The following is a 24,435-nucleotide window of genomic DNA, read 5'->3' as shown; positions in this document are numbered from 1 at the left end:
AAGCAACGAACAGTTGCTGGTTTGAGCAGAACCACTTAATTGAAGAGTGTGCTTGTTCGCTCGAAACCGATAGGGTTTCGGTGGTCATAGCGTTAGGGAAACGCCCGGTTACATTCCGAACCCGGAAGCTAAGCCTTTCAGCGCCGATGGTACTGCATGGGGGACCGTGTGGGAGAGTAGGACGCCGCCGAACAATATTTCAAGGACCCTTGGTCCCAGCGTTCACGCTGGGACCAAGGGTCCTTTTTGTATTTCTGCCGAAGCGCGCCGGTCCGCCGGTTGCGCGAGAATGACTGCGGTACCTGAAGACAGGAGTCACGTCGATGCCCACCAACTCTCCCGACGACCGTTCGGGTGGCGACCGCGGCGGTTTCCGCCGCGACGACCGACGCGGTGGCCCCCGCCGTGATGACCGCGGCCCGCGTCGCGATGACGACCGTGGCGGCCGTCCGGCCGGCGGTGGTTTCCGTGGCGGCCGTGACGACCGTGGCGGCGACCGTCCGTCCTTCCGTCGTGACGACCGCCGTGATGACCGTGGCCCCCGTCGCGACGATGACCGCGGTGGCTTCCGCGGCGGCCGCGACGACCGCGGTGGCGACCGTCCCTCCTTCCGTCGCGATGACCGCGCCCCGCGCCGTGACGATGACCGCGGTGGCTTCCGCCGTGACGACCGTGGCGGCTTCGACCGTGGCCCGCGTCGCGACGACCGCGGGGGGCGTCCCGCCGGCGGTGGCTTCCGCGGCCGCGACGACCGCCCCTCCTTCCCCCGTGACGACCGCGCTCCGCGTCGTGACGATGACCGCGGTGGTTTCCGCCGTGACGACCGTCGCGACGACCGCGGTGGCGACCGTCCCTCCTTCCGCCGTGACGACCGCGGCGGCTTCGACCGCGGCCCGCGTCGCGATGACGACCGCGGCGGCTTCCGTCGCGACGACCGTCCCTCCTTCCGTCGTGACGACCGTCGTGATGACCGTGGCCCCCGTCGCGACGATGACCGCGGTGGCTTCCGCGGCGGCCGCGACGACCGTGGCGGCGACCGTCCCTCCTTCCGTCGCGACGACCGCCGTGACGACCGCGGCCCCCGCCGCGACGATGACCGCGGCGGTTTCCGCGGCGGCCGCGACGACCGTCGCGACGACCGTGGTGGCGACCGTCCCTCCTTCCGCCGTGACGACCGTCGTGACGACCGTGGCGGCTTCGACCGCGGCCCGCGTCGCGACGACGACCGCGGCGGCCGCCCGGCCGGCGGTGGCTTCCGTGGCGGCCGTGACGACCGCGGTGGCGACCGCCCGTCCTTCCGTCGCGACGACCGTCGCGATGACCGCGGCCCCCGCCGTGACGACGACCGTGGCGGCTACGACCGCGGCCCCCGTCGCGAGGACGACCGCGGCGGCTTCCGCCGTGACGACCGCGGCCCGCGCCGTGACGACGACCGCGGTGGCTACCGCGGCGGCCGCGACGACCGTGGCCCCCGTCGTTCGTTCCGTGACGACCGCCAGGGCGGCGGCTACCGCGGCGGGCGTGACGAGCGTTCCGGCGGCTACGGGCGCCGTGACGACCGCGACCAGTACCGCAGCGACCGCGAGCCGGTGAAGCGCCTGCCGATCCCCGACGACGTCACCGGTGAGGAGATCGACGCGGACGTGCGGCAGGAGCTCATGAGCCTGCCGAAGGGCCTCGCCGAGGAAGTCGCCCGCAACCTCGTCATGGTCGCCAACCTGCTCGACGAGGACCCGGAGCAGGCCTACGCCTACTCCCGGATCGCCCTGCGTCTCGCCTCCCGCGTCGCCGCGGTCCGCGAGGCCGCCGGCTTCGCCTCGTACGCGACGGCCAAGTACTCCGAGGCGCTCGCCGAGTTCCGTGCGGCCCGCCGCATGACAGGCTCCGTGGAGCTGTGGCCCGTGATGGCCGACTGCGAGCGCGGCATGGGCCGCCCCGAGCGCGCGCTGGCCATGGCCGGCGAGCCCGAGGTCAACAAGCTCGACAAGGCCGGCCAGGTCGAGATGCGCCTGGTCGCCGCCGGTGCCCGCAAGGACATGGGCCAGGCCGACGCCGCCGTCGTGACGCTGCAGAGCCCCGAGCTCGCCTCCAACTCGGTCCAGCCGTGGACCGCGCGCCTGCGCTACGCGTACGCCGACGCGCTGCTGGACGTCGGCCGCGAGGCCGAGGCCCGCGAGTGGTTCGCCAAGGCCCTCGAAGCGGACCAGGGCGGCCAGACGGACGCCTCCGACCGCCTCGCGGAGCTGGACGGCGTCGAGTTCACCGACGCCATGGTGGACTCCGAGGACTCCGAGGACGAGGTCGCCTCCGGCGAGGAGTCCGGCGTTTCCGAGGCCGAGGCGTCTGCCGAGCAGCCCGTCGAGACTGAGCAGCCTGTCGAGGCCGAGCAGCCTGTCGAGGCCGAGAAGTCCGCTGACGCCGACAAGGCCGGCGACGACAACCGCTGACACCGTAGTAGGGCAGCAATGAGACAGTGACGAAGAGGCCGGCACCCCGATCCCGGGGTGCCGGCCTCTTCGTTCAGTTCAGGGCCAGGCTCCGCAGCACCAGCCCCGTCGCCGGCTTGGGGCCGAACGAGGTGGACTTGCGCGGCATGGTCACGCCCTGTTCCGCCAGCTCCCGGACCACGTCCTCCTTGACCGGATGCATCAGCACCGCCGTGCCGCCGTGCCGCTCGGCCTGCTTCACGGCCGCCGCCGTCTCGTGGATGTAGCCGATGTGCTCCGGGTCGTCCGGCACCCGCCACACGTGCTCCAGCAGGACCGAGTGCAGGACCGTGGCGTCCAGGGTGCGCCAGGCGTCCGGGCGGTCCGCCGGGACCAGGCGGGCCAGCAGGGCCGGGTCCGGGCGGTCGAGGAGGTGGAAGCGCCCGTCGCCCGCCAGGACGAAGGCGTTCCCCGGCTCCTCCGACGCCTCCGCCAGTGCGTCGAGCGCCGCCGGCAGCGGGCCGTCGACCGTACGGACGCGGAAGACGCCCTCGACGGCGGCCAGGGCCTCGGCGACCGGCAGCCGGTGCAGCAGGCGGTGGATGGCCCGTACGCGCAGCGGGTAGCGGGCGGTGTCCACCAGCAGCACGAGGCCGAAGTCCCAGGGGCCGGGTGCGGGCTGCTCGGCGCGCAGCCGCAGGTACGTCGCCCAGCGGTGGTGGCCGTCGGCGATGAGGGCGTGCTGCTGCGAGAGGTCCTTGCCGATCAGTTCGAGGTCGTGCGGATCGGTGATGGACCACAGGCGGTGCGCGTAGCCGTCGTCGGTCGTCGTGGACAGCAGCGGCGGGGTGGCGGTGACGCGGTCGATGACGGCTGCCGCGCCGGTCGTGCTGCCGTTGCCCCGGTAGGAGAAGAGCAGCGGTTCGAGGTTGGCTCCCGTGTCGCGCATGAGGGCCGCGCGGTCCTCGACGATGTGCGGCATCACGTCCTCGTGGGGGAGGACGACACCCTCCTCACGGGGGCTGAGGCGCAGTGCGCCGATGAGGCCCCGCTGCAGTATGCCGCCGCCCCGCTGCTCGTACACGTACAGCGCGGGATCCGGGTCGGGGGCCAGGACCTGCTCGTCCTGCCAGCGGCGCAGCGTCTCCGCGGCCAGCCGGTGCCGGTCGGCGGCGCTCGCGGCCTGGGGGAGGATCAGCCGGACGATGTTGTGCGGGTCCGCGGTCTCCAGGTGACGCAACCCGTCGGGCCGTACGACGACGTCGTACGGTGGCGAGGTGACGGCGGCGAGGCTGCCGACCCGCTCCGGGACATAGCGCAGCCCTCGGAAGGGGGCGAGTTGAAGTCCTTGCCCTGCTTTCCCTGCTCGGCCTGGAGTGCTCATTGGGAAATGTTATGTCTCATGGCCCCGTGAGCAATGATCGTGGAAGAGACGTACAGCACAAGGAGCGAGTACAGGATGAATCAGACCGTCCGGACGCGGCCCGACGGCAGCGAGCGGCCCCTCGGCGAGGCCTACGACACGGCGCTGCTCGACCTCGACGGCGTGGTGTACGCGGGCGGCGAGGCCATCGCGCACGCCGTCGAGTCGCTGGAGACGGCCCGCGCGGGCGGGATGCACCTCGCCTACGTGACGAACAACGCCGCGCGCACCCCGGAGACGGTGGCCGCCCACCTCACCCGGCTGGGCGTGCCGGCCGAGCCCTCCGACGTGATCACCTCGGCCCAGGCCGTGGCGCGGCTGATCTCCGAGCAGGTGCCCGCCGGCTCCCGGGTGCTGGTGATCGGCGCCGAGGGGCTGCGGGTCGCGCTGCGCGAGCGCGGGCTGGTGCCGGTGGACTCGGCGGACGACGACCCCGCCGCCGTCGCGCAGGGCTACGGCGGGCCCGACATGCCGTGGTCGCGGCTGATGGAGGCGTCGTACGCGGTGGCGGCGGGCGTGCCGTGGTTCGCCTCCAACACCGACCTGACGATTCCCAGCGGGCGCGGCATCGCCCCGGGCAACGGCTCGGCCGTGGAGGTCGTCCGGATAACCACGGGCGCGACGCCGCAGGTGGCGGGCAAGCCGCAGCCGCCGATGCACCGGGAGACGGTGCTGCGGACGGGCGCGGAGCGGCCGCTGGTGGTCGGCGACCGGCTCGACACGGACATCGAGGGCGCGAACGTGGGCGGGGTGGACTCGCTGCTGGTGCTGACCGGCGTGACGACGGCCGCGCAGCTGGTTGCGGCGCGGCCGGAGCATCGGGCGACGTATGTGGCCGCGGACCTTCGGGGGTTGCTGGTGGCGCAGCCGGCGGTTGTGCCGGCCGGGGACGGGTTCCGGTGCGGGGGGTGGACCGCGTCCGTTGACGGGGGTGCGCTTGCCCTTGAGGGTGAGGGGGATTCCGTGGACGGGCTTCGGGCGCTTTGCGCTGTCGCGTGGACGGCTGCGGGGAGTGGGGTGTGCGAGCTCGACTCCGCCAAGGCGGTGGGGCTGCTCGGGCTGTGACGGAAGGTTTTTAGGCCAGCTCCGCCAGCAAGTCCTCCTCCGTTGCTCCCCTGCGCCAGTAGCCCGTGAACGTCACCGTGCGGCGGTCCAGGCTGCGGTCGTTGACCAGGTGGCGGCGGAGGCCGCGGACCGTGCCGGATTCGCCGGCCAGCCACGCGTAGGGCTTGCCGGCGGGGAGGTCCGCGGCGCGGACGGCGCTCAGGACCGGCTCGGCCGCGCCCCGTACGAGCCAGGTGATCTCGGCGGCGGCGTCCGTGGGCAGGTCCTGGACGTCCTCGGCGTGGGGGACCTCGATCCACACCTTGGCGGGCGTGCCGGCCGGGAGCCGGGCGAGGATGCCGGCGACGGCCGGCAGCGCGGTCTCGTCGGCGGCGATCAGGACCCAGTCGGTGTCCGCGGGCGGCTGGAAGTCGACGCCGCCGTTGTCCTCGACGACGGGGGCGAGGACGGTGGCGCTGTCGCCGGGGCGGGCGGCCTGGGCCCAGTTCGTGGCGGGGCCGCCGTGCCCGTTGGCGTCGCCGTGGACGGCGAAGTCGACGTCCATCTCGTCCGGCCCGTACCGCATGTCCCGCACGGTGTAGGTGCGCATGAAGGCCCGTACGGCCGGGTCCTGGGCCCGCCACTCGGTGAACCAGTTCTCGTCGCGGGCGGCGGGCAGCACCGGCGCGTCCTGGCCGGGCTGCGGCAGGAACAGTTTGAAGCGCTGGTCGCGGCCGCCGGTGACGACGTCGCGGAGGCCCTCGCCGCCGAAGGTGACCCGCACCATGGCGGGGCTGATCCGTTCGGTGCGGAGGACCTCCAGGTCGAAGAAGCGGTACGGGAGGGTGGTGGGGCTGGCCATGCGCGGCGTTTCCCTTCGCTTGTCAGGCGGTCTTCTTGGCCTTCTGGACCGCCTCGGCGAGGGCTTCGACGAGCGGTGCGCAGCCCGCGTACGAGTAGCGCGGCTCGCTGAGCCAGGGGCTGACCTGGCCGGCCTTGACGGCGGGCAGCCCGGCCCAGGTGGGCTTGGCGGCGAGGTCCTTGGGCTGGAGAGCGGAGGTGCGGTTGTCGAGGAGGATCAGGTCCGCGGCGTACTTGCCGGCGTTCTCCCAGCTGAGGCTCTCGAAGAAGCCGCCGGTGACCTTGTCGGGGGTGACGAAGTCGACGCCGAGGGACCTGAAGTAGGTGAGGTCGGCGTAGACGGCGGGGTCGGAGACGTAGAGCAGGTCGGCGGAGCCGGAGGCGGCCATCACCTTGAGGCCCTTGTTGGCCTGGGCAGCCTTGCGGAGGGTCTCGGAGGCCTTCTCGAAGCGGGCCTTGGCGTCGGTGACCTGCTTCGCCTTGAGGTCGGCGCCGAGGGAGGCGGCGAGTTCGGCGTAGCGCCCGATGACGTGGGTGAGGGACACCTTGGAGACGTTGATGCCGACGGCGGGGGCGAAGCCGAGGATCTTCTTCTTGCTCTCGTCCGGCACGTACCAGAGCTCGGTGCCCTGGATCATGTTGGTGACGAGCAGCTCGGGGGAGAGGGCGGCGTACTTCTCGACGTTGAACTCGCCCCAGGCGTTGCCGAGGACGGTCAGCTTGCCGACGTCGAGGTCACCGGCCTGGGGGTCGGGCTTGCCGCCCTTGAGGACGGTCGGGCCGAAGACGGCGGTGCACTCGACGCCGAAGTCGTGGAGGGCGGCGGCGGTTCCGGTGAAGGCGACGACCTTCTTGGGGGTGCGGGCGGCCTTCGCGGTCTCGCCGCGGTCGTCCTTGAACGTCCACGGGCCGGAAGCGGAATCTGATTCCCCGTCCGTGGAGCCCTTCGAGCCGCCGCCTCCGCAGGCCGTCAGGAGGGCGCCGGCACCGAGCGCGCCACCCGCGGCCAGCAGGCTGCGGCGCGAGAGGAGGGAGTTGCGGAGGGTTCGGGGGCTGCTCATGGTGGTGCGCTTCTCTCAGGAACGAGGCAAGAACGGGGGGAGTTAAGGGTAGGCTAACCTAAGGCTTGTGTTGGTTGACAGTCCCCCCGAGCCCCCGGCGGATACCGCTCCGCCACCGCCGCAGATACCCCCGGCAAGCCGTAAGCGGAATGCCGCCCGGGCCGCCGGTCTGCTCGCGGCGACCGGTCTGCTGCTGCTCGTCGCGGTCGCGAGCGTCGCCATCGGCGCCAAGCCGCTGCCGCTGGAGGCCGTCTGGCACGGGCTGTTCCACACCTCGCACGGCGAGGCCGACGTCATCGTGCGCGACGTCCGCCTGCCCCGCACGCTGCTCGGTCTGCTCGCCGGTGCCGCCCTCGGGCTCTCCGGCGCCGTGATGCAGGCCCTCACCCGCAACCCGCTCGCCGAACCCGGCATCCTCGGCGTCAACGCGGGCGCCGCCGCGGCCGTCGTATCCGCCATCACCTTCCTCGGCGTCAGCTCGGCCGGCGGCTACGTGTGGTTCGCCCTCCTCGGAGCGGCCGTCGTCTCCGCCGTCGTCCACGTGCTCGGCGGCAGCCGCGGCGCCACGCCCGTCCGGCTCGCGCTCGCCGGCACCGCCGTGACGTACGCGCTCTACGGCTACGTCAACTCCGTCCAGCTGATGGACTCCGCCGCGCTCGACCGGATGCGCTTCTGGACCGTCGGCTCGCTCGCCTCCGCCAACGCGGACGTCATCCGGCAGGTCCTGCCCTTCATCGCCGCCGGCACGCTGCTCGCCCTCGCGCTCGCCCGGCCGCTGAACGCCATGGCCCTCGGCGACGACAGCGCCCGCGCCCTCGGCACCCGGCCCGCCCGCACCCGTGTCCTCGCGCTGGCCGCCGTCACCCTGCTGTGCGGCGCCGCGACCGCCGCCTGCGGGCCCATCGTCTTCATCGGCCTGATCGTCCCGCACCTCGTGCGCGCCCTCACCGGCCCCGACCAGCGCTGGATCCTGCCCTACGCGGCCGTCCTGTCGCCCGTGCTGCTGCTCGGCGCGGACATCCTCGGACGGGTCGTCGCCCGGCCCGGCGAACTCCAGGCCGGCATCGTCACCGCCGTCATCGGCGGACCCGTCTTCATCCACCTCGTACGGCGCCGGAGGGTGGCCCAGCAGTGAGCTCGTCCCCACGAACCCTCCGTACCGGCGGCGGGCTCTCCCTGCGCGTCGACGCGCGCGCCGCCCTGGTCGTCCTCCTGCTGCTGGCCCTCGCAGCGGCCGCGTCCGTGGCCCTCATCGGCACCGGCGACTTCCCCCTCTCACCCACCGACGTCCTGCGCACGCTCACCGGCGGCGGCACCCCCGCACAGGACGTGATCGTCCACGACCTGCGGCTGCCGCGCGTCCTCGTGGGCCTCCTCGCCGGCGGCAGCCTCGGCCTGGCCGGCGCCGTCTTCCAGTCCGTCTCCCGCAACCCGCTGGGCAGCCCGGACGTCATCGGCTTCGGCCAGGGCTCCGCGGCCGGCGCGCTCGTCGTCATCGTCCTCTTCCACGGCGACCCGTTCGCCGTGTCCGCCGGAGCCGTCGCCGGCGGACTCCTCACCGGCCTCGCCGTCTACCTCCTGGCCTGGAAGAAGGGCATCAACGGCTACCGGCTCGTGCTCGTCGGCATCGGCGCCGCCGCCGTCCTGACCGGCCTGCGCGACTACCTGATGACCAAGGCCGACCTCGTCGACGCCACCCGCTCCATGATCTGGATGGTCGGCTCCCTCAACGGCCGCGACTGGGAGCAGGTGTGGCCCCTGCTGTGCGCGGCCGCCGTCCTCTTCCCCCTCGTGCTCGGGCACGGGCGCGCGCTGCGGATGCTGGAGATGGGCGACGACGCCGCCCACGCCCTCGGCGTACGGGCCGAGCGGACCCGGCTCGTGGTCATGGCCTCCGCCGTGCTGCTCACCGCCGCCGCCACGGCCGCCGCCGGGCCCATCGGCTTCGTGGCGCTCGCCGCGCCGCAGCTCGCCCGCCGGCTGACCCGCGCCGCCGGGCCGGGCCTCTTCGCCGCCGCGGCCATGGGCGCCGCCCTGCTCGTCGGCGCCGACTGGGCCTCGCAGCGGCTCTTCGGGGCCGACAAGCTGCCCGTCGGCGCGCTCACCGGGATGTTCGGCGGCTGCTACCTGCTGTGGCTGCTGTTCAAGGAGCGGAGGGCCGGGCGGGTGTGACAGGTACCCCCGGCCCTCCGTACGAGCATGACGACCCCTCAGCGACGACCCCTCAGCAAGGAGACCGCACCATGAGCCGACTGACGGCCGAATCCGTCACGCTCGCCTACGACCAGCGCGTCATCGCCGAGAACCTCTCGGTCGCGATCCCCGACCGGTCCTTCACCGTCATCGTCGGCCCCAACGCCTGCGGCAAGTCCACCCTGCTGCGCGCCCTCGCCCGGATGCTCAAGCCGGCCGCCGGATCCGTCCTGCTGGACGGATCCGCCATCAGCTCGTACCCGGCGAAGCAGGTCGCCCGCACGCTCGGGCTGCTCCCGCAGTCCTCCATCGCACCCGACGGCATCACTGTCGGCGACCTCGTCGCCCGCGGCCGCTACCCCCACCAGGGCCTGCTGCGCCAGTGGTCGCGCGAGGACGAGCGGATCGTCACCGAGTCCATGGCCGCCACCGGCGTCGACGCCCTCGCCGAGCGGCACGTCGACGAGCTCTCCGGCGGCCAGCGCCAGCGCGTCTGGATCGCCATGGCCCTCGCCCAGCAGACCCCGCTGCTCCTGCTGGACGAGCCCACCACGTACCTGGACATCCAGCACCAGATCGAGGTCCTCGACCTGTGCGCCCAGCTCCACGAGGAGCAGGGCCGCACCCTCGTCGCCGTCCTCCACGACCTCAACCACGCCGCGCGCTACGCCACCCACCTGATCGCCATGCGCGACGGCAAGGTCGTGGCGGAGGGCGAGCCGGGGGACGTCGTCACCGCCGAGCTCGTGGAGCGGGTGTTCGGGCTGCGGTGCCAGGTCATCGACGACCCGGAGACGGGGACGCCGCTGGTCGTGCCGGCGGCCCGGAAGGCGCGTGCGGCCGTTGCGGCGCAGCTGTAGGAGTTACAGCAGCGACCGTAGGCGCAGGACGTCGCGCAGGCTCGCCTGGACCCTGACCCGGCCGGCGGCCCACGCCTTCGCGAAGTTCAGCCGCCCGTCCACCAGGGCCACCAGGTCGTCGCCCGACATCGTCAGCGCGATCTCGGCCCGCCGCTCGGGCGTGCCCGCCAGCCGCTCCACGTCCTGGATGTGCCCACCCATGAGGTGCCCGGTGAACGTCACGTCGAGGTCGGTGATGTGGCAGCTGAGCGAGCGGTCGGGCGCAGCGGCGTCGCGGAGCTCGCCCTTCGCCCCCGCGAGGTTCTCCGCCAGTCTGTCGAGTGCGGCGCGGCACTCCTCGATCGTCGCCATCACCAGGGACGGTACCGCAGCAGGCCGCGTACGCCGCAGAGGCGCCGTTCCGGGGTAGCGTCGGGGTCATGAGCGATGCGATGACTCCCGCGGATCCGGTGTCTCCCGCGGGCCCCGTGACTCCCGCGGACCCGGAGCCGAGTGAGGCCGGTGAGGCGGCGGCCGAGCCCGGGCCGCAGCCGCTCGGGGTCGCCCGCACCGCGGCCGGCGACCCCGCCGTCGACGCGCAGCTCGACCGGCTGGCCGACGCCGACCACCTCGCCGTGAGCGGCCACCTGGAGGTGTACGAGGATGTACACCGGGGCCTGCGGGACGCGCTGAGCGCGCTCGACCGGGGCCCCGGCCCGTCCGGGGCACCCGCCGCCCCGGGCGCACCCGCTTCGTACGACACCAGGAGCTGAACCACCCGTGGCAGTGACCCGCCCGCGACGCAGCCGACTCGACGCCGAGCTCGTGCGCCGTAAACTCGCCCGCTCCCGCGAGCACGCGAGCCAGCTCATCGCGGCGGGCCGGGTGACCGTCGGCGGCGCCGTCGCGACCAAGGCGGCCACCCAGGTCGAGCTCAGCGCCGCGATCGTCGTCACCCAGGACGAGACCGACCCCGACTACGTCTCCCGCGGCGGCCACAAGCTGGCCGGCGCGCTCGCCGCCTTCGTGCCGCGCGGGCTGAAGGTCGAGGGCCGCCGCGCCCTCGACGCGGGCGCGTCCACCGGCGGGTTCACCGACGTCCTGCTGCGCGCCGGCGCCGCGCACGTCGTCGCCGCCGACGTCGGCTACGGGCAGCTCGCCTGGTCGCTGCAGAGCGACGAGCGGGTCACCGTGAAGGACCGCACCAACGTCCGCGAGCTCACGCTGGAGCAGATCGACGACGTCCCCGTCGACCTGATCGTCGGCGACCTGTCCTTCATCCCGCTCGGCCTCGTGCTGCCCGCGCTCGTGCGCTGCGCCGCGCCCGACGCCGACCTGGTGCTCATGGTCAAGCCGCAGTTCGAGGTCGGCAAGGAGCGGCTCGGCAGCGGCGGCGTCGTGCGCAGCACCCAGTTGCGGGCCGAGGCCGTGCGCGGTGTCGCCGCCCGCGCCGCCGAGCTGGGGCTGGGCGTGCTCGGCGTGACCGCCAGCCCGCTGCCCGGCCCCTCCGGCAACGTCGAGTACTTTCTGTGGCTGCGAGCCGGAGCGCCCGAACTGGACCCGGCGGACGTTGACCGTGCAGTGGCGGAGGGGCCGCGTTGACGACTTCACAAGCAGCATCACAGGCGACAACAGCAACAGGGGCGGGGGAGCGGGAGGCGGCTGCCGAGGGCGGCCGCACCGTGTTCCTGCTCGCGCACACGGGCCGCCCGGCGGCCATCCGCAGCGCCGAACTCGTGGTCCAAGGGCTGCTGCGGTGCGGGATCGGCGTACGGGTCCTCGCCGAGGAGGCGGCCGACCTGCCGCTGCCGTCCGAGGTCGAGCTGGTCGAGGCCGGCCCGGGCCGGCCGGACGTCCTGGAGGGCTGCGAACTCCTCGTCGTCCTCGGCGGCGACGGCACGCTGCTGCGCGGCGCCGAGTTCGCGCGCCGCTCCGGCGTGCCGATGCTCGGCGTCAACCTCGGCCGCGTCGGCTTCCTCGCCGAGGCCGAGCGGGACGACCTCGACAAGGTCGTGGACCGGGTCGTGACCCGGGCCTACGAGGTCGAGGAGCGCATGACGCTCGACGTCGCCGTCCTGACCGACGGGCACGTCGTGCACACCGACTGGGCGCTCAACGAGGCGTCCGTGGAGAAGGCCGCGCGGGAACGGCTCCTGGAGGTCGTCACCGAGGTCGACGGGCGCCCGGTGTCCCGCTTCGGCGGCGACGGCGTCGTGTGCGCCACGCCCACCGGCTCCACCGCGTACGCCTTCTCGGCCGGCGGGCCCGTGGTCTGGCCCGAGGTCGAGGCCCTGCTGATGGTCCCGATCAGCGCCCACGCGCTGTTCGCCAAGCCGCTGGTGACGGCCCCGGACTCGGTCCTGGCGGTCGAGGTCCAGCCGCAGACCCCGAACGGGGTCCTGTGGTGCGACGGCCGCCGGACGGTGGAGCTGCCGGCGGGGGCGCGGGTGGAGGTGCGGCGCGGGGCGGTGCCGGTGCGCTTGGCGCGCCTGCACCACGCGTCCTTCACGGACCGGCTGGTGGCGAAGTTCGCGCTGCCGGTGGCGGGGTGGCGGGGCGCGCCGCACTAGCGTTTCCGGCGGGGAGCGGGGTGCCGGTCAGTGACTTGCGCCCCTCAGCACCTCCAAGGCCCTCGCCAGGGCCGGGTCACGGTGTTCCGTGAGGTCTTCCTCCGTGAAGACGCTCGTGCGGGCGTCCGGGGCGATGCCCGTGCCGTCGTACGTCGTCCTGCCGTCCTGCGCGCTCAGGAACTCCTCGTTCGGGAGCCAGAACTGCCAGCCGTTCGGCAGGGTGCGCATGAGCCGGTCCGAGAACAGGCCCTGCGTGTTCTCGCCGATGAGCGTGGGCTTCGGGCCGCGCTGCATCAGTGCCTGCGTGAGCGTCTCGCCCGCGCTCATGGTGAGCCGGCCGGTGAGGACGGCGAGGGGTCCGGTGTAGACCGGGCCGCGGTGCGGGGCGACCCGTACCGGTTCGGCGGGGGTGAACCTGCGCGGGTCGCGGGCGTCGTCGCGCGCGTGCTTGAGGTAGGCCGTGTACGGCCGGGCGGTCAGCCGCTCGGCCACGTCCAGGGCGAGGCGGTCCGAGCCCCCGCCGTTGAGGCGCAGGTCGAGGACGAGGCCGCGCAGGGCGTCCGGGCCGGTCGTGCGGGCGGCGGTGAAGACCTCGTCGAGGGCGGCTTCCAGCGCGGCCTTGTCGGCCTCGTAGCCGCCGTCCTTTGCGTAGTTCGCGAACGACGTGATGCGGAGGAAGCCCGTCCGGCCGGGGAGCTCGGCGTACGTGATCTGCCCGCCGGCCCAGGAGCGCTGCGTGCCGGCGCCCGCCTTCGCGACGCTCCCGGCGACGGCCTCGTCGATCCGGGCCCGCGCCGCCGCGTCGGGGATGACGGTGTCCCGGCGGTGCCCCGCGAAGTAGCCGGCGGGGTCGGCCGGGTCGACGAGGCCGGTGTGGCCGTCGTACAGCGGCCGGATCATGTCCGACAGGATGCCGAACAGCTCGGCCTTGCCGGTGGTGGCGGTGACCCGGGGACGGTAGTGGTCACGGACGGCGTTCCAGTCGACGTGCCGGGCGGCGAAGAACGGATAGTTCTCGGCGTAGGTCTGCCAGAACGTGTCGAAGACCTTCCGCGGGTCCGCGGCCGGGTCCGGGGCGGGGGCGTTCCGGCAGCCGGACGGCAGGGCGGGGACGCGGTGCAGTGTGCGGTGGCCCACGTTGTCGGCGAACGCCAGCCGCGCCGTGTCGCGCCCCTGCGGGGTCACCGTGACGGCGGGCTCGCCCTCCTGCCGGAAGGGGCCGGAGGCGTCCGTACGGGCGGCGGTGAGGGCGCCGGGGAGGCAGCTCACCTGCGTGGTCTCGTACGTCCGCAGCCGGCGGCCGCCGTCCTCGACGACGGCGAGCGTGCCGTAACCGTCCATGCGCCACACGCCGTCGAGCGCTGCGGGCGCCGCCGGGCGGGGGCTGCGGGCGAGCGCGCTCGCCGTGCCGGCGGCGGTGGTCACGGCGACCGCGGCGGCGAGGAGGAGCGCGGCGGCGCGGGATGAACGGGGACGAACGGGCATACCGACCTCATGGGGCAGGGAGGGGCTTTGCGGTCGCCATCAGACTCCTCCGCCGGGGTCCCCCGGGGCCATGGAGAGATCACCCGGAACGGTGGTGGGGTTTCCCCCAGGGGGGTCGGTGGGGGTGGCCGTCGCGAGGGGGCCCCGGAACCTCGTATGGTCGTATCCGTGTTGGAGGAGATGCGGATCCGGTCCTTGGGCGTCATTGATGACGCGGTCGTCGAGCTGTCGCGCGGTTTCACCGCGGTGACCGGCGAGACCGGCGCGGGCAAGACCATGGTGGTGACCAGCCTCGGTCTGCTGCTCGGCGGGCGTGCCGACCCCGCGCTGGTGCGGATGGGGGCCCGGTCCGCGGTCGTCGAGGGGCGGCTCGCCGTCGACCCCGCCTCGTCCGTGGCGCTGCGGGCGGAGGAAGCGGGCGCCGAGCTGGACGACGGCACCCTGCTCATCAGCCGCACCCTCTCCGCCGAGGGGCGCTCCCGGGCGCATCTCGGCGGGCGCAGCGTGCCCGTCGGGCTCCTCGGCGAGCTCGCGGACGACCTCGTGGCCGTCCACGGCCAGACCGACCAGCAGGGGCTCCTGCGGCCCGCGCGGCAGCGGCAGGCCCTCGACCGGTACGCGGGCGACGCGGTGGCCGCGCCCCTCGCCAAATACGCCGACGCCTACCGGCGGCTGCGCGCCGTCACCGCCGAGCTCGCCGAGCTGACGACGCGGGCCCGCGAGCGCGCCCAGGAGGCCGACCTGCTGCGGTTCGGGCTGGACGAGGTCGCCGCCGTCGAGCCGCTGCCCGGCGAGGACGCCGAGCTCGCCGCCGAGGCCGAGCGGCTCGGGCACGCCGAGTCCCTCGCCTCCGCCGCCACCGCCGCGCACGCCGCGCTCGCGGGCAACCCCGAGGACCCCGAGGGCATCGACGCCGCCACGCTCGTCGCCGGCGCGCACCGGGCCGTGGAGGCCGTACGGTCCCACGACCCGGCGCTCGCCGCCCTCGCCGACCGCATCGGCGAGATCGGCATCCTGCTGTCCGACGTCGCCGGAGAGCTCGCCGGATACGCCTCCGACCTCGACGCCGACCCGCTGCGGCTCGCCGCCGTCGAGGAGCGGCGCGCCGCGCTCACCCAGCTCACCCGCAAGTACGGGCCGGACATCGCCGAAGTGCTCGCCTGGGCCGAGCGGGGCGCCGCGCGGCTCGGCGAGCTCGACGGCGACGACGAGCGGATCGAGGAGCTCACCGCCGAACGGGACGCGCTCCGCGCCGAGCTGGGCGGGCTCGCCCAGGCCGTCAGCGACGCGCGGGCCGAGGCCGCCGAGCGGTTCGCCGAGGCGGTCACCGCCGAGCTCGCCGAGCTGGCCATGCCGCACGCCCGCGTCACCTTCTCCATCCGGCAGACCGAGGCCGCGGACGCGGACAGCGGCATCGACGTCGGCGGGCGCGCGGTCGCGTACGGGCCGCACGGTGCGGACGAGGTCGAGCTCCTCCTCGCCCCCCACCCCGGGGCGGTGCCCCGGCCCATCGCCAAGGGCGCGTCCGGCGGTGAGCTCTCGCGCGTCATGCTCGCCGTCGAGGTCGTCTTCGCGGGCTCCGCGCCCGTCCCGACGTACCTCTTCGACGAGGTCGACGCGGGCGTCGGCGGCAAGGCGGCCGTCGAGGTGGGCCGCCGTCTCGCGCGGCTCGCGCGTACGGCCCAGGTCGTGGTGGTCACGCACTTGCCGCAGGTGGCGGCCTTCGCCGACCGGCACCTGGTGGTGGAGAAGACCCACGAGGGGTCGGTGACGCGCAGCGGCGTCCAGGCCATGGAGGGCGAGGACCGCATCCGCGAGCTCTCCCGCATGCTGGCGGGCCAGGAAGACTCCGAACTGGCCCGCGCCCACGCGGAAGAACTCCTCGCCACAGCGCGGGGCGCCTCCGGCGGGGGTGCGTAGACGGTACGGGGTGCGCCGGGTCGCCTCCGGCGGGGCGTGTAAGCGCTCCGCGCGGGGTTCGCTTCGTACGTACCGGTGCCGGCGGCTGCGCATTCCGCCGGACTCCCGCCGCGCCGGTTTCTCGCCGTAGCGGCGGGATGAAAGGTGCCGGTCACCTTTCATCCCGCCGCGATGGCGACCGGCCACGACGGTGGTGACCGGCGGTGCCGTTCCGGGCCCGGCTCGGCCTGGTCCGGCACCGGCGTGGGCGCGCGCTCCGCACCGCGGGCCGGTCCGGCACCGCCGGGCTGCGGCGTTGTGGTTGATCGCCATCGCGGCGGGATGAGAGTGGCCGGGGTGGGCCGGCCGAGCCCCGGCGGTGCCGGGATGGCCCGCTGTGGGGGGCCGGCGAGACCCCCGGCAGGGAGTCGTAGGGTCGGGCCATGATCACTTCGAGGGCAGTCGGGAAGGCGGCGTTCCGTGGGGCCGTCGTGGCGCGCGGGGTCTACGAGGCCGCACGCAGGCGCAGCGGCCGGGGCGCCGTATGGGAGCGCACCAATCACGTCGGCCGCACCGTCCACCTCCACGCCGGCCCCGCCGCAGCCGCCGGCACCGCGCTCGCCCTGGCCACCGCCGCCGGGCTGCCGCCGCGCGCCCGGGCGGCCGGAGCCCTGACCGTGGTCGCCGCCGCGGCGTGCGGGGCCTACGACGACTTCGTGGGGGCCGGGGACCCCCGGCGGGGGTTCCGGGCGCATCTGGGGGCGCTGCGGCGGGGTGAGGTCACCAGTGGTGCCGTGAAGCTCATCGGCATCGGGGCGGCCGCCTGCGCCGCGGGGGCGGTCGTCAAGGAGCGGCCGCTCGACAAGGCGCTCGCCGCGGTGGTGATCGCCGGGTCCGCGCACCTCGTCAACCTGCTGGACGTCAGGCCGGGGCGGGCGACCGGAGCCGTGCTCGCACTGGCCGCGCCGGGCCTCGCCCGCCGCGGCTCCGCACCCCTCGCGGCCGCCCCGATGGGCGCCGCGGCCGCGCTGATCGCGGACGATCTCGCCGAGCGGACCATGCTCGGCGACACCGGCGCCCACGCGCTCGGCGCGGGCCTCGGGCTCGCCGTCGCGGTGGGCAACGGCCGTGCCGGGCTCGCTCTGCACGCCGCCGCACTGGTGGGCACGGCCCTCGCCATGGACGCGAGAAATCACCTATGTGAGTGAATCCGCGGATGTGCGGGCGAGGTAGGGCGCTCAACCCGCGAGACGGTGGTCCCGTGATGTCGGCGGGCGCTGGCATCCTGGGCGGCAGCAATGCGCCGTACGCCCACCGACGATGCCGACGCCGAATCAGGAGCCCTCACCGCGTGAGCAGTACACCCGCACCCCAAGGGCGGCCGCCCCTGCACGTGGTGCAAGTGCTGGGCAGCGGGGGAGCCGGCAGCGGTGCGCACGTGCGGTCGCTGGCGGCCGGCCTGGTGGCGCGCGGCGTGCGCGTCACGGTGTGCGCCCCGCAGCCGACGGGCGAGGCGTACGGGTTCACGGCCGCGGGCGCGGCCTTCGCCCCGCTGTGGTCCCGGCCGGACGCCCTGGCCGTGGCCGGCATCAGGGCGGCAGGTGCCGGGGCCGACGTCGTGCACGCGCACGGCCTGCGCTCCGCCGTCCTCGCGGCCCTCGCGCTGCGCGGCCGCAGCACCCCCCTGGTGGTCACGTGGCACACCACGCGGCCCGCGGAAGGCGCCCGCGGCCGCTTCGTACGGCTGATGGAGCGGCGCGCGGCCCGTGCCGCGGCCGTCGTCCTCGGGGTGACGTCGGAGCTGGTCGACCGGGCCCGGTCGCGCGGCGCGCGGGACGCCCGGCTGGCCCCCGCGGCCGTGCCCGCCCCGCGCCCGCCCTCGGACGACGACGAGCCGAAGGACAAGACCCGCGCCGAACTGGGCGCGGTGGCCCGCCCGTTGCTGGTCACCGCCGGCCGCCTGGAGCCCGGCCAGGGGCACGGCCCGCTGCTGGACGCGGCCCGCGCGTGGCGCGAGCTGGACCCCGAGCCGCTGCTGCTCGTCGCGGGCGAGGGGCCCGAACGCCCGCTGTTGCAGCGCCGCATCGAGGACGAGGGCCTCCCGGTCCGCCTGATCGGCCGCCGCGACGACGTGCCCGCGCTGCTCGCCACGGCCGACGTGGCGATCCTGCCGAGCCGGTGGGAAGCCCGCTCCCTGCTCGCCCAGGAGGCGCTGCACGCGGGCGTCCCGCTGGTCGCGACGGCGGTCGGCGGCGTCCCGGACCTCGTCGGCTCCGCGGCCGTCCTCGTCCCGTACGGGGATCCGGCCGCGCTCGCCGGTGCGGTGACGTGCCTGCTGGCCGACCCCGCTCGCCGCGCCGAGCTCACCGCGGCCGGGCGTGCCCAGGCGGCCACCTGGCCCACGGAGGACGACACCGTCGCGCACGTCCTCAGCGTCTACGACGAGCTGCTGTCGAGCCGCTAGGGGCTCCTACGCCCAGTGCCCCGGCCGGCTCAGCCCCGCCGGCAGCTTCGTCCGCGCATCGCCCCGCGCCGCGTTGAGCTGCGCCTGGGTGAGGAAGATGCTTCCGGTGAGGTCGGCGCCGCTCAGGTCCGCGTCGCGCAGATCGGCCCCGAGGAGGTCGGCCGTCCGCAGGTCCGCGCCGCCGAGGTCGGCGGCGATCAGGTACGCCCCGCGCAGCTGGGCGCCCCGGAGGTTCGCGCCGCGCAGCCGGGCCCCCATGAGGTCGGCCCCGCGCCGGTTCTTCTTCTTGCCCGGGACCTGCGCCCGGACGAGCTCGCTGGTGCGCTGGAGCAGCTCGCCGACCTCCTGCCGGCGCACCGCCACGTTCACCTCGAGGATCGCCTCGGGGCTCTCGTGGGTGAGGCGCTCGACGGCGTCGTGCACGCGGCGGACCTCGGCGTGCAGCTGCCGGGCGGCCGGGAGGGCGAGGGCCTCGGCCAGGTACCAGAGCAGCTCGTGCAGCTGCCGCATGACGGGGTAGACGGCGAACATCTGCCGGGCCGTCCCCGGGTCCTGCCGCCAGTCCCGCCCGCCGAAGGTGACCTGGGAGACCTTCTGTCCCGCGCCCTGGCAGTCGTAGACCGTGCAGCCCGAGTAGCCCTTCTTGCGCAGCCCGGTGTGGATGCCGCAGCGGAAGTCCTGCTGGAGGTTGCCGCACGGCTTCCCGGCGTCCTTGCTCGCGGCGAAGTCCGCCGACGCCACGAACGGCAGCGCGACGCAGCACAGCGCGAAGCAGCTGCCGCAGTCCGCCCGCAGGTCTTCGCGGTCCGTGGTGGCGACGCCGGCGGCCGCCGCCTCGTTCTTCTCTATCCCGGTCACCAAACGAGTAGAGCCCGGTGCGTCTGCGCAGGTCAAATCCATTCCGTGTGCCGTCGGGCACGCAGCGCCAGACCCAGTGACAGCACCGTCTCCGGGTCCTCCAGGTCCCTGCCCAGCAGCCGCCCGATCCGGGCCAGCCGGTCGTAGAGCGTCTGGCGGTTGAGGTGGAGCTCACGCGCGGTCTCCGCCTTGCGGCCCGCGTGCGCGAGGTACGCGGCGAGCGTGGGCAGCAGCGCCGGCCGCGCCGCGGCGTCGTGCGCGATCAGCGGGCCCAGCACCCGGTCGACGAACGCCGCCAGGTCGCCCTGGGAGCGCAGCCGCCACAGCAGCACGTCGACGTCGAGCCCCCGCACGTCGTGCCAGGGCCGGTCCGGCAGCCCCTGGGCCGCCGTCGCCGCCTCGGCCGCGTGCCGCAGCTCCGCACCCGCCGTCTCCCACGTCGCGGGCGCCCCCGCCACCACGACGGGCGCCGGGAACCCCGCCCGCTCCGTCCCCGCCCGAAGCGCCGCCGCCACCCGGTCGGCCACCGCCGCCCGCTCCGCCGCGTCCCGCAGCCCCACCAGCAGCGGAACCCGGCCCTCCGGCAGCCGGACGCCCAGCAGCACGGGCACCCCCGCCCCGGCCAGCTCCTCCTGCACCGCGCAGGCCAGCGCCGCCCGGCCCTCCGCCGGCGCCAGGTCCGTGGCCGGCCGCATCACCAGCGGCAGCAGCGGACCGGAGCCCGGCCGGAAGCCCAGGACCCGCGCCTGCGCCGGTGCCTCGGCCGCCGGCACCCGGCCTTCGGCCAGATCGGCCAGGAAGTCGCCGCGGCCGCGCGCCGCCAGCTCCTCCTCCTGCCGGGCCTGGAGCAGGACCACCGCCAGCAGCCCCGCCGTACGCTCCGCCGCGATCCGGTGCACGGGCGCCAGCGGCGCGTCCACCGGCAGGACGGCCAGCCGGGCCCGCACGGCACCCGGCCCCGGCCCGTTCCCCGGGACGTCCGTGACCACGGCCCCGGCGGGCCGGCCCGCCGACGACCGCAGCCGCTCCCACACGTGCAGCGGATCCGTACCGCCCGCCGCGCCCTCCGGACCCGCCGCGTACAGCAGCCGCCCGTCCGGCGTCTCCAGGAACACCGGATTGCCCGCGAAGCCCGCGAACAGCCGCAGCACCTCCGGCACCCCGCCGCCGCTCAGCAGCACCTCCGTGCAGCGCCGGTACACCTCCTCCGCGCGTTGCAGCACGGCGTAGTGCTCGTTGACGAGCTCGGTGTGGATCTCCTCCGTCACCGCCACGAACGGCACCTCCCGGTGCAGCTGCACCAGCGGCAGCCCGCACGAGCGCGCCGTGTCCACCACCGCGGCCGGCAGTGTCGCGAACCGCGCGCCCAGCTCCACCACCAGCGCCGCGATGCCCCGCGCGGCGAGCCCGCGCACGAAACCGCGCTGCTCGGCGGGGCGGCTGCCCAGCCCCAGGCCCGTCGTCAGCAGCAGCTCGCCGCCCTTCAGCAGGGCGGCGATGTTCGGGGCCTCGCCCGCGTGCACCCACCGGACGGCACGGTCCAGCCGGTCGCCCGCGGCGAGCACTTCGGGCAGACCCTTGCGCAGCGCGGGCAGTTCGAGGGCCCGGGCCACGGTGATGCCCTGCTGGGCGCGCGCTTCCATGACCGGATTCTGCACGTGAGGACCCCCTTCGCCACCGCCGCCCCTACCCTGTCCCGCATGACCGCAGCCCCCGACAGCCACGAGTCCATACCCTCCGGCATATCCCGGGACCAGGACTCCGCCCTGCCCGACCGCGCCGCCGTCCAGCGCCGTACGGTCAACGTCCTCATGGCCGCCCAGGTCGTCATCGGCATCGGCATGGGCGCGGTGATCTCCTCCGGCGGGCTGCTCATCGAGCACCTCACCGGCTCCGAGGCCGCCGCCGGCTTCGCCACCACCCTCGTCACCCTCGGCGCCGCGCTGCTGTCCGTCCCCCTCGCCGCCCTCTCCCGGGCCCGCGGCCGCCGCGCCGGCCTCGGCGCGGGCTGGCTGATCGCCTCCGCGGGCGCGCTGACCGTGCTCGCCGGCGCCGCGCTCGGATGGGCCCCGCTCGCCCTCCTCGGCCTGCTCCTCCTCGGCGCCGGCACCGCCGCCAACCTCCAGTCGCGCTACGCCGCCACTGACCTCGCCGAGAAGGACGGCCGGGCCCGCGCGCTCTCCCTCGTCGTCTGGTCGGCGACGGTCGGCGCCGTCCTCGGCCCCAACCTCACCGGGCCCGGAGCCGCCGTCGCCCGCGCCCTCGGGCTGCCCGAGGCGTCGGGCACCTTCGTCTTCTCCTGCGCGGCGTTCCTCGCCGGCGCGGCCGTGATCCGCGCCCGGCTGCGCCCCGACCCGCTGCTCCTGGCGGCCCGCCTGGACGCGGCCGCGGCGCCCGCGCGGCAGGGCCGCTTCCTTACCCGAATGAGCGGCGCCCTGCGGCACGTGGCCGCATCACCCTCCGCGCTGACGGGGCTGACCGCGCTCGTCCTCGGGCATGCCGTGATGGTGTCGGTGATGACGATGACGCCTGTGCACCTCGCCCACCACGGCGCCTCGCTCAGCGTCGTCGGCTTCACCATCAGCCTGCACATCGCAGGCATGTACGCGCTCTCGCCCCTGGTGGGCAAGGCCGCGGACCGGGCCGGACGGGTGCCGGTGATCCTGGCCGGGCAGGTGATCTTCGTGGTGGCGACGCTGCTCGCGGGCACGGCGGGCAGCCGGCAGTGGGCGATCGCGGCCGGGCTGTTCCTGCTGGGCGTCGCGTGGTCGTGCGCGACCGTCGCCGGTTCGACACTGCTGAGCGAATCGGTGGACGCGGAACACCGGTCCGAGGTGCAGGGCGCCTCGGACACGCTGATGAACCTCGTCGGCGCGGCGGGGGGTGCGCTCTCCGGCGCGTTCGTCGCCTTCTCCGGCTACGGAGGGCTCAACGCGGCCGCGGCCGTCCTGGTCGTCCCGGTCAGCGCGTGCGCGCTGTATTTCGCCTTGCGGCGTCGTTAGCCGGAGCCGGGCTCGGCTCGGCACCGCCGGTCAGACGCGTCGTGGCTGTTCGCCGCTGCGGCGGAAAGAAGCGGAAAGAAAGGGGCCGGAGCCCCTTTCAGCCCGGCCGGCTCGGGCGGGACAAAGCCGCCGCCGCGGCCGAAGAACCGGCCCGCTGCGGCGCAGCGAAATCTGATCCCGCCGCCGCGGCGAGGAACCCCCACCCCGCGGGTCCGGCGGAATGGTCACCCACCGCAACCCGTACGTACCGCTACCCCCCGAACGCGCTGGAGGCCGTAAGCCGCAGTGCCGTGTCGATCAGCGGCACGTGGCTGAAGGCCTGCGGGAAGTTCCCCACCTGGCGCTGGAGCCGCGGGTCCCATTCCTCCGCCAGCAGCCCCAGGTCGTTCCGCAGCCCCAGCAGCTTTTCGAACAGCTGCCGCGCCTCGTCGACCCGGCCGATCATCGCCAGGTCGTCCGCGAGCCAGAAGGAGCAGGCCAGGAACGCGCCCTCGTCGCCCGCCAGGCCGTCGACGCCGGCCTCCTCGCCCGCCGTGGGGTAGCGGAGCACGAAGCCGTCGGGCGTGGACAGCTCGCGCTGGATGGCCTCGATCGTGCCGATGACGCGCTTGTCGTCGGGCGGCAGGAAGCCCATCTGCGGGATGAGCAGCAGGGAGGCGTCCAGCTCCTTCGACCCGTAGGACTGGGTGAAGGTGTTGCGCTCCTTGTCGTAGCCCTTCTCGCACACGTCCCGGTGGATGTCGTCGCGCAGCTCGCGCCACCGCTCCAGGGGCCCGTCCACGTCGCCGGACTCGATGAGCTTGATGGTGCGGTCGACGGCGACCCAGGCCATCACCTTGGAGTGCACGAAGTGGCGGCGCGGGCCGCGCACCTCCCAGATGCCCTCGTCGGGCTCGTTCCAGTGGTCTTCCAGGTAGCCGATGAGGCGCAGCTGGAGGACCGACGCGTAGTCGTTGCGGGCGAGGCCCGTCATGTGGGCCAGGTGCAGGGCCTCGGTGACCTCGCCGTAGACGTCGAGCTGGAGCTGGTCGGCGGCGCCGTTGCCGACGCGCACGGGCGTGGAGTTCTCGTAGCCGGGCAGCCACGGCAGCTCGGCCTCGCCGAGCTCGCGCTCGCCCGCGATGCCGTACATGATCTGGAGGTTCTCGGGGTCGCCCGCGACGGCCCGCAGCAGCCACTCGCGCCAGGCGCGGGCCTCCTCGCGGTAGCCGGTGCGCAGCAGCGAGGAGAGGGTGATCGCCGCGTCGCGCAGCCAGGTGTAGCGGTAGTCCCAGTTGCGGACGCCGCCGATCTCCTCCGGCAGGGAGGTCGTCGGGGCGGCCACGATGCCGCCGGTGGGGGCGTACGTCAGGGCCTTGAGCGTGATCAGGGAGCGGATCACGGCGTCCCGGTAGGGCCCGTGGTACGTGCAGTGCTCGACCCACTCCCGCCAGAACTCCTCCGTGGCCGTCAGCGAGCCCTCCGGGTCCGGCAGGGCGGGCGGCTCGCAGTGCGAGGGCTGCCAGCTGATGGTGAAGGCGACGCGCTCGCCGGGGGAGACGGTGAAGTCGGAGTAGGTGGTGAGGTCCTTGCCGAAGGTGTCGGCGGAGGTGTCGAGCCACACCGAGTCCGGGCCGGCCACGGCCACCGAGCGGTCGCCGACCTTGTGCACCCAGGGCACGACCCGGCCGTAGGAGAAGCGCATCCGCAGCGCCGAGCGCATCGGCACCCGGCCGCTGACCCCTTCCACGATGCGGATCAGCTGGGGCGCGCCCTGGCGCGGCGGCATGAAGTCGATGACGCGCACGGTGCCCCGCGGGGTGTCCCACTCGGATTCGAGCACGAGGGAGTCCCCCCGGTACCGGCGGCGGTCGGCGGCCGGTGGAGCCGCCCCCGAGGGGTGCGCGGGCCCGACCCGCCAGAAGCCGTGTTCCTCCGTGCCGAGCAGACCGGCGAACGCGGCATGGGAATCGAAACGGGGCAGGCACAGCCAGTCGGCCGTACCGTCCCGGCAGACAAGGGCGGCGGTCTGCATATCGCCGATGAGTGCGTAATCCTCGATACGCCCGGCCACGGTCATCTCCAGTCGAACGGCGCCACATGACCCCGTGGGGGTCCCTCTTGCGGTCAAGCGATCTTTAGACGAGCTCTGTTCCGGAAGGTGCGTCTCCCTGCGGATGAACCGGTACCCCCGGCGGTGGCCGGGGGAGGTGGCTGGGGGAGGGCGGGATGATGCCGTGCCGGCCGGCTCGCTGCATGTGTCCGAGCAGGATACGACGCGGAGTTGGTGCGACGCGCGACGGTTGGAGGACGAATCTGAGCCGAATGGGT

21 protein-coding genes and 1 rRNA gene are annotated in these 24,435 nt (G+C 74.6%); 14 read left to right on the top strand and 8 right to left on the bottom strand.

The window, feature by feature from the left end:
* Positions 1 to 76 precede the first annotated feature (76 nt).
* The 3 genes from rrf (at position 77) to PS271_RS04960 (ending at position 2,447) form a co-directional block, all read left to right on the top strand.
* Positions 77 to 193, top strand: a 5S ribosomal RNA gene (gene rrf / locus PS271_RS04970).
* 161 nt (positions 194 to 354) lie between these two features.
* Complete coding sequence (locus PS271_RS04965) at positions 355 to 1,593, top strand: hypothetical protein (protein WP_398380418.1); 1,239 nt, start codon at positions 355 to 357, stop codon at positions 1,591 to 1,593.
* A gap of 50 nt (positions 1,594 to 1,643) precedes the next feature.
* On the top strand, positions 1,644 to 2,447 hold the full coding sequence (locus PS271_RS04960; protein WP_398386680.1) for a tetratricopeptide repeat protein: 804 nt from the start codon (positions 1,644 to 1,646) through the stop codon (positions 2,445 to 2,447).
* A gap of 73 nt (positions 2,448 to 2,520) precedes the next feature.
* Here PS271_RS04960 and PS271_RS04955 read toward each other — a convergent pair whose 3' ends face one another.
* On the bottom strand, positions 2,521 to 3,810 hold the full coding sequence (locus PS271_RS04955; protein ID WP_398380416.1) for a DUF1015 domain-containing protein: 1,290 nt from the start codon (positions 3,808 to 3,810) through the stop codon (positions 2,521 to 2,523).
* A gap of 75 nt (positions 3,811 to 3,885) precedes the next feature.
* Between PS271_RS04955 and PS271_RS04950 the strand changes: the two genes are divergently transcribed.
* Positions 3,886 to 4,914 carry an HAD-IIA family hydrolase gene (locus PS271_RS04950; protein ID WP_398380414.1) on the top strand — a complete coding sequence of 343 codons (1,029 nt, stop codon included), beginning with the start codon at positions 3,886 to 3,888 and terminating at the stop codon, positions 4,912 to 4,914.
* A gap of 10 nt (positions 4,915 to 4,924) precedes the next feature.
* On the opposite strand, the gene PS271_RS04945 is transcribed toward PS271_RS04950, so the two are convergent.
* Positions 4,925 to 5,755 carry a siderophore-interacting protein gene (locus tag PS271_RS04945; RefSeq protein WP_398380412.1) on the bottom strand — a complete coding sequence of 277 codons (831 nt, stop codon included), beginning with the start codon at positions 5,753 to 5,755 and terminating at the stop codon, positions 4,925 to 4,927.
* A gap of 22 nt (positions 5,756 to 5,777) precedes the next feature.
* Positions 5,778 to 6,815: an ABC transporter substrate-binding protein gene (locus PS271_RS04940; RefSeq protein WP_398380410.1), complete on the bottom strand. Its 1,038-nt coding sequence runs from the start codon at positions 6,813 to 6,815 to the stop codon at positions 5,778 to 5,780.
* Positions 6,816 to 6,882: 67 nt separating this feature from the next.
* Here PS271_RS04940 and PS271_RS04935 point away from each other — a divergent pair, with 67 nt between their 5' ends.
* From PS271_RS04935 to PS271_RS04925, 3 genes are all read left to right on the top strand, one after another.
* On the top strand, positions 6,883 to 7,950 hold the full coding sequence (locus PS271_RS04935) for an iron chelate uptake ABC transporter family permease subunit (protein WP_398380408.1): 1,068 nt from the start codon (positions 6,883 to 6,885) through the stop codon (positions 7,948 to 7,950).
* Positions 7,947 to 8,987, top strand: a complete 1,041-nt coding sequence (locus PS271_RS04930; protein ID WP_398380406.1) for a FecCD family ABC transporter permease — start codon at positions 7,947 to 7,949, stop codon at positions 8,985 to 8,987. Before PS271_RS04935 ends, PS271_RS04930 begins: the two co-directional genes overlap by 4 nt.
* A 71-nt stretch (positions 8,988 to 9,058) precedes the next feature.
* Positions 9,059 to 9,868 (top strand): ABC transporter ATP-binding protein, encoded by an 810-nt coding sequence (locus PS271_RS04925; protein ID WP_398380404.1) that lies wholly within the window; start codon positions 9,059 to 9,061, stop codon positions 9,866 to 9,868.
* 3 nt (positions 9,869 to 9,871) lie between these two features.
* Here the strand turns inward: PS271_RS04925 and PS271_RS04920 are convergent, their stop codons facing one another.
* Entirely contained in the window at positions 9,872 to 10,219 is a 348-nt protein-coding gene (locus PS271_RS04920) for an SCP2 sterol-binding domain-containing protein (protein ID WP_398380402.1), read from the bottom strand.
* 68 nt (positions 10,220 to 10,287) lie between these two features.
* Here PS271_RS04920 and PS271_RS04915 point away from each other — a divergent pair, with 68 nt between their 5' ends.
* From PS271_RS04915 to PS271_RS04905, 3 genes are all read left to right on the top strand, one after another.
* Positions 10,288 to 10,620, top strand: a complete 333-nt coding sequence (locus PS271_RS04915; RefSeq protein ID WP_398380400.1) for a hypothetical protein — start codon at positions 10,288 to 10,290, stop codon at positions 10,618 to 10,620.
* Positions 10,621 to 10,633: 13 nt separating this feature from the next.
* Complete coding sequence (locus tag PS271_RS04910; protein WP_398386678.1) at positions 10,634 to 11,449, top strand: TlyA family RNA methyltransferase; 816 nt, start codon at positions 10,634 to 10,636, stop codon at positions 11,447 to 11,449.
* Between the two features lie 80 nt (positions 11,450 to 11,529).
* Entirely contained in the window at positions 11,530 to 12,417 is an 888-nt protein-coding gene (locus tag PS271_RS04905) for an NAD kinase (RefSeq protein WP_120757908.1), read from the top strand.
* A 27-nt stretch (positions 12,418 to 12,444) separates the two neighbouring features.
* On the opposite strand, the gene PS271_RS04900 is transcribed toward PS271_RS04905, so the two are convergent.
* Positions 12,445 to 13,902, bottom strand: a complete 1,458-nt coding sequence (locus PS271_RS04900; RefSeq protein WP_398380398.1) for a S41 family peptidase — start codon at positions 13,900 to 13,902, stop codon at positions 12,445 to 12,447.
* 156 nt (positions 13,903 to 14,058) lie between these two features.
* Here PS271_RS04900 and recN point away from each other — a divergent pair, with 156 nt between their 5' ends.
* The 3 genes from recN (at position 14,059) to PS271_RS04885 (ending at position 18,265) form a co-directional block, all read left to right on the top strand.
* Positions 14,059 to 15,822 (top strand): DNA repair protein RecN, encoded by a 1,764-nt coding sequence (gene recN / locus PS271_RS04895; RefSeq protein WP_398380396.1) that lies wholly within the window; start codon positions 14,059 to 14,061, stop codon positions 15,820 to 15,822.
* A gap of 422 nt (positions 15,823 to 16,244) precedes the next feature.
* Entirely contained in the window at positions 16,245 to 17,009 is a 765-nt protein-coding gene (locus PS271_RS04890) for a hypothetical protein (RefSeq protein ID WP_398380394.1), read from the top strand.
* A gap of 143 nt (positions 17,010 to 17,152) precedes the next feature.
* Complete coding sequence (locus PS271_RS04885) at positions 17,153 to 18,265, top strand: glycosyltransferase family 4 protein (RefSeq protein ID WP_398380392.1); 1,113 nt, start codon at positions 17,153 to 17,155, stop codon at positions 18,263 to 18,265.
* A gap of 6 nt (positions 18,266 to 18,271) precedes the next feature.
* On the opposite strand, the gene PS271_RS04880 is transcribed toward PS271_RS04885, so the two are convergent.
* Entirely contained in the window at positions 18,272 to 19,123 is an 852-nt protein-coding gene (locus PS271_RS04880; protein ID WP_398380390.1) for a pentapeptide repeat-containing protein, read from the bottom strand.
* A 32-nt stretch (positions 19,124 to 19,155) separates the two neighbouring features.
* On the bottom strand, positions 19,156 to 20,766 hold the full coding sequence (locus PS271_RS04875) for a PucR family transcriptional regulator (RefSeq protein ID WP_398380388.1): 1,611 nt from the start codon (positions 20,764 to 20,766) through the stop codon (positions 19,156 to 19,158).
* 57 nt (positions 20,767 to 20,823) lie between these two features.
* Here PS271_RS04875 and PS271_RS04870 point away from each other — a divergent pair, with 57 nt between their 5' ends.
* Positions 20,824 to 22,125 (top strand): MFS transporter, encoded by a 1,302-nt coding sequence (locus PS271_RS04870; protein ID WP_398380386.1) that lies wholly within the window; start codon positions 20,824 to 20,826, stop codon positions 22,123 to 22,125.
* 250 nt (positions 22,126 to 22,375) lie between these two features.
* On the opposite strand, the gene PS271_RS04865 is transcribed toward PS271_RS04870, so the two are convergent.
* On the bottom strand, positions 22,376 to 24,178 hold the full coding sequence (locus tag PS271_RS04865) for a glycoside hydrolase family 15 protein (RefSeq protein WP_398380384.1): 1,803 nt from the start codon (positions 24,176 to 24,178) through the stop codon (positions 22,376 to 22,378).
* Between the last annotated feature and the right edge of the window lie 257 nt (positions 24,179 to 24,435).

Source organism: Streptomyces sp. SCA2-17, assembly GCF_044336695.1.
The sequence above is the reverse complement of the archived record's forward strand: the minus strand, read 5'-3'. Positions and strand labels throughout refer to the sequence as shown.

Excerpts from the sequence above, each read along its gene's own strand:
- PS271_RS04955 (WP_398380416.1), bottom strand. The coding sequence starts at position 3,810 with ATGAGCACTCCAGGCCGAGCAGGGAAAGCAGGGCAAGGACTTCAACTC.
- PS271_RS04950 (WP_398380414.1), top strand. The coding sequence starts at position 3,886 with ATGAATCAGACCGTCCGGACGCGGCCCGACGGCAGCGAGCGGCCCCTC.
- PS271_RS04945 (WP_398380412.1), bottom strand. The coding sequence starts at position 5,755 with ATGGCCAGCCCCACCACCCTCCCGTACCGCTTCTTCGACCTGGAGGTC.
- PS271_RS04940 (WP_398380410.1), bottom strand. The coding sequence starts at position 6,815 with ATGAGCAGCCCCCGAACCCTCCGCAACTCCCTCCTCTCGCGCCGCAGC.
- PS271_RS04925 (WP_398380404.1), top strand. The coding sequence starts at position 9,059 with ATGAGCCGACTGACGGCCGAATCCGTCACGCTCGCCTACGACCAGCGC.
- PS271_RS04920 (WP_398380402.1), bottom strand. The coding sequence starts at position 10,219 with ATGGCGACGATCGAGGAGTGCCGCGCCGCACTCGACAGACTGGCGGAG.
- PS271_RS04915 (WP_398380400.1), top strand. The coding sequence starts at position 10,288 with ATGAGCGATGCGATGACTCCCGCGGATCCGGTGTCTCCCGCGGGCCCC.
- PS271_RS04900 (WP_398380398.1), bottom strand. The coding sequence starts at position 13,902 with ATGCCCGTTCGTCCCCGTTCATCCCGCGCCGCCGCGCTCCTCCTCGCC.
- recN (WP_398380396.1), top strand. The coding sequence starts at position 14,059 with ATGGTCGTATCCGTGTTGGAGGAGATGCGGATCCGGTCCTTGGGCGTC.
- PS271_RS04890 (WP_398380394.1), top strand. The coding sequence starts at position 16,245 with ATGATCACTTCGAGGGCAGTCGGGAAGGCGGCGTTCCGTGGGGCCGTC.
- PS271_RS04875 (WP_398380388.1), bottom strand. The coding sequence starts at position 20,766 with ATGGAAGCGCGCGCCCAGCAGGGCATCACCGTGGCCCGGGCCCTCGAA.
- PS271_RS04870 (WP_398380386.1), top strand. The coding sequence starts at position 20,824 with ATGACCGCAGCCCCCGACAGCCACGAGTCCATACCCTCCGGCATATCC.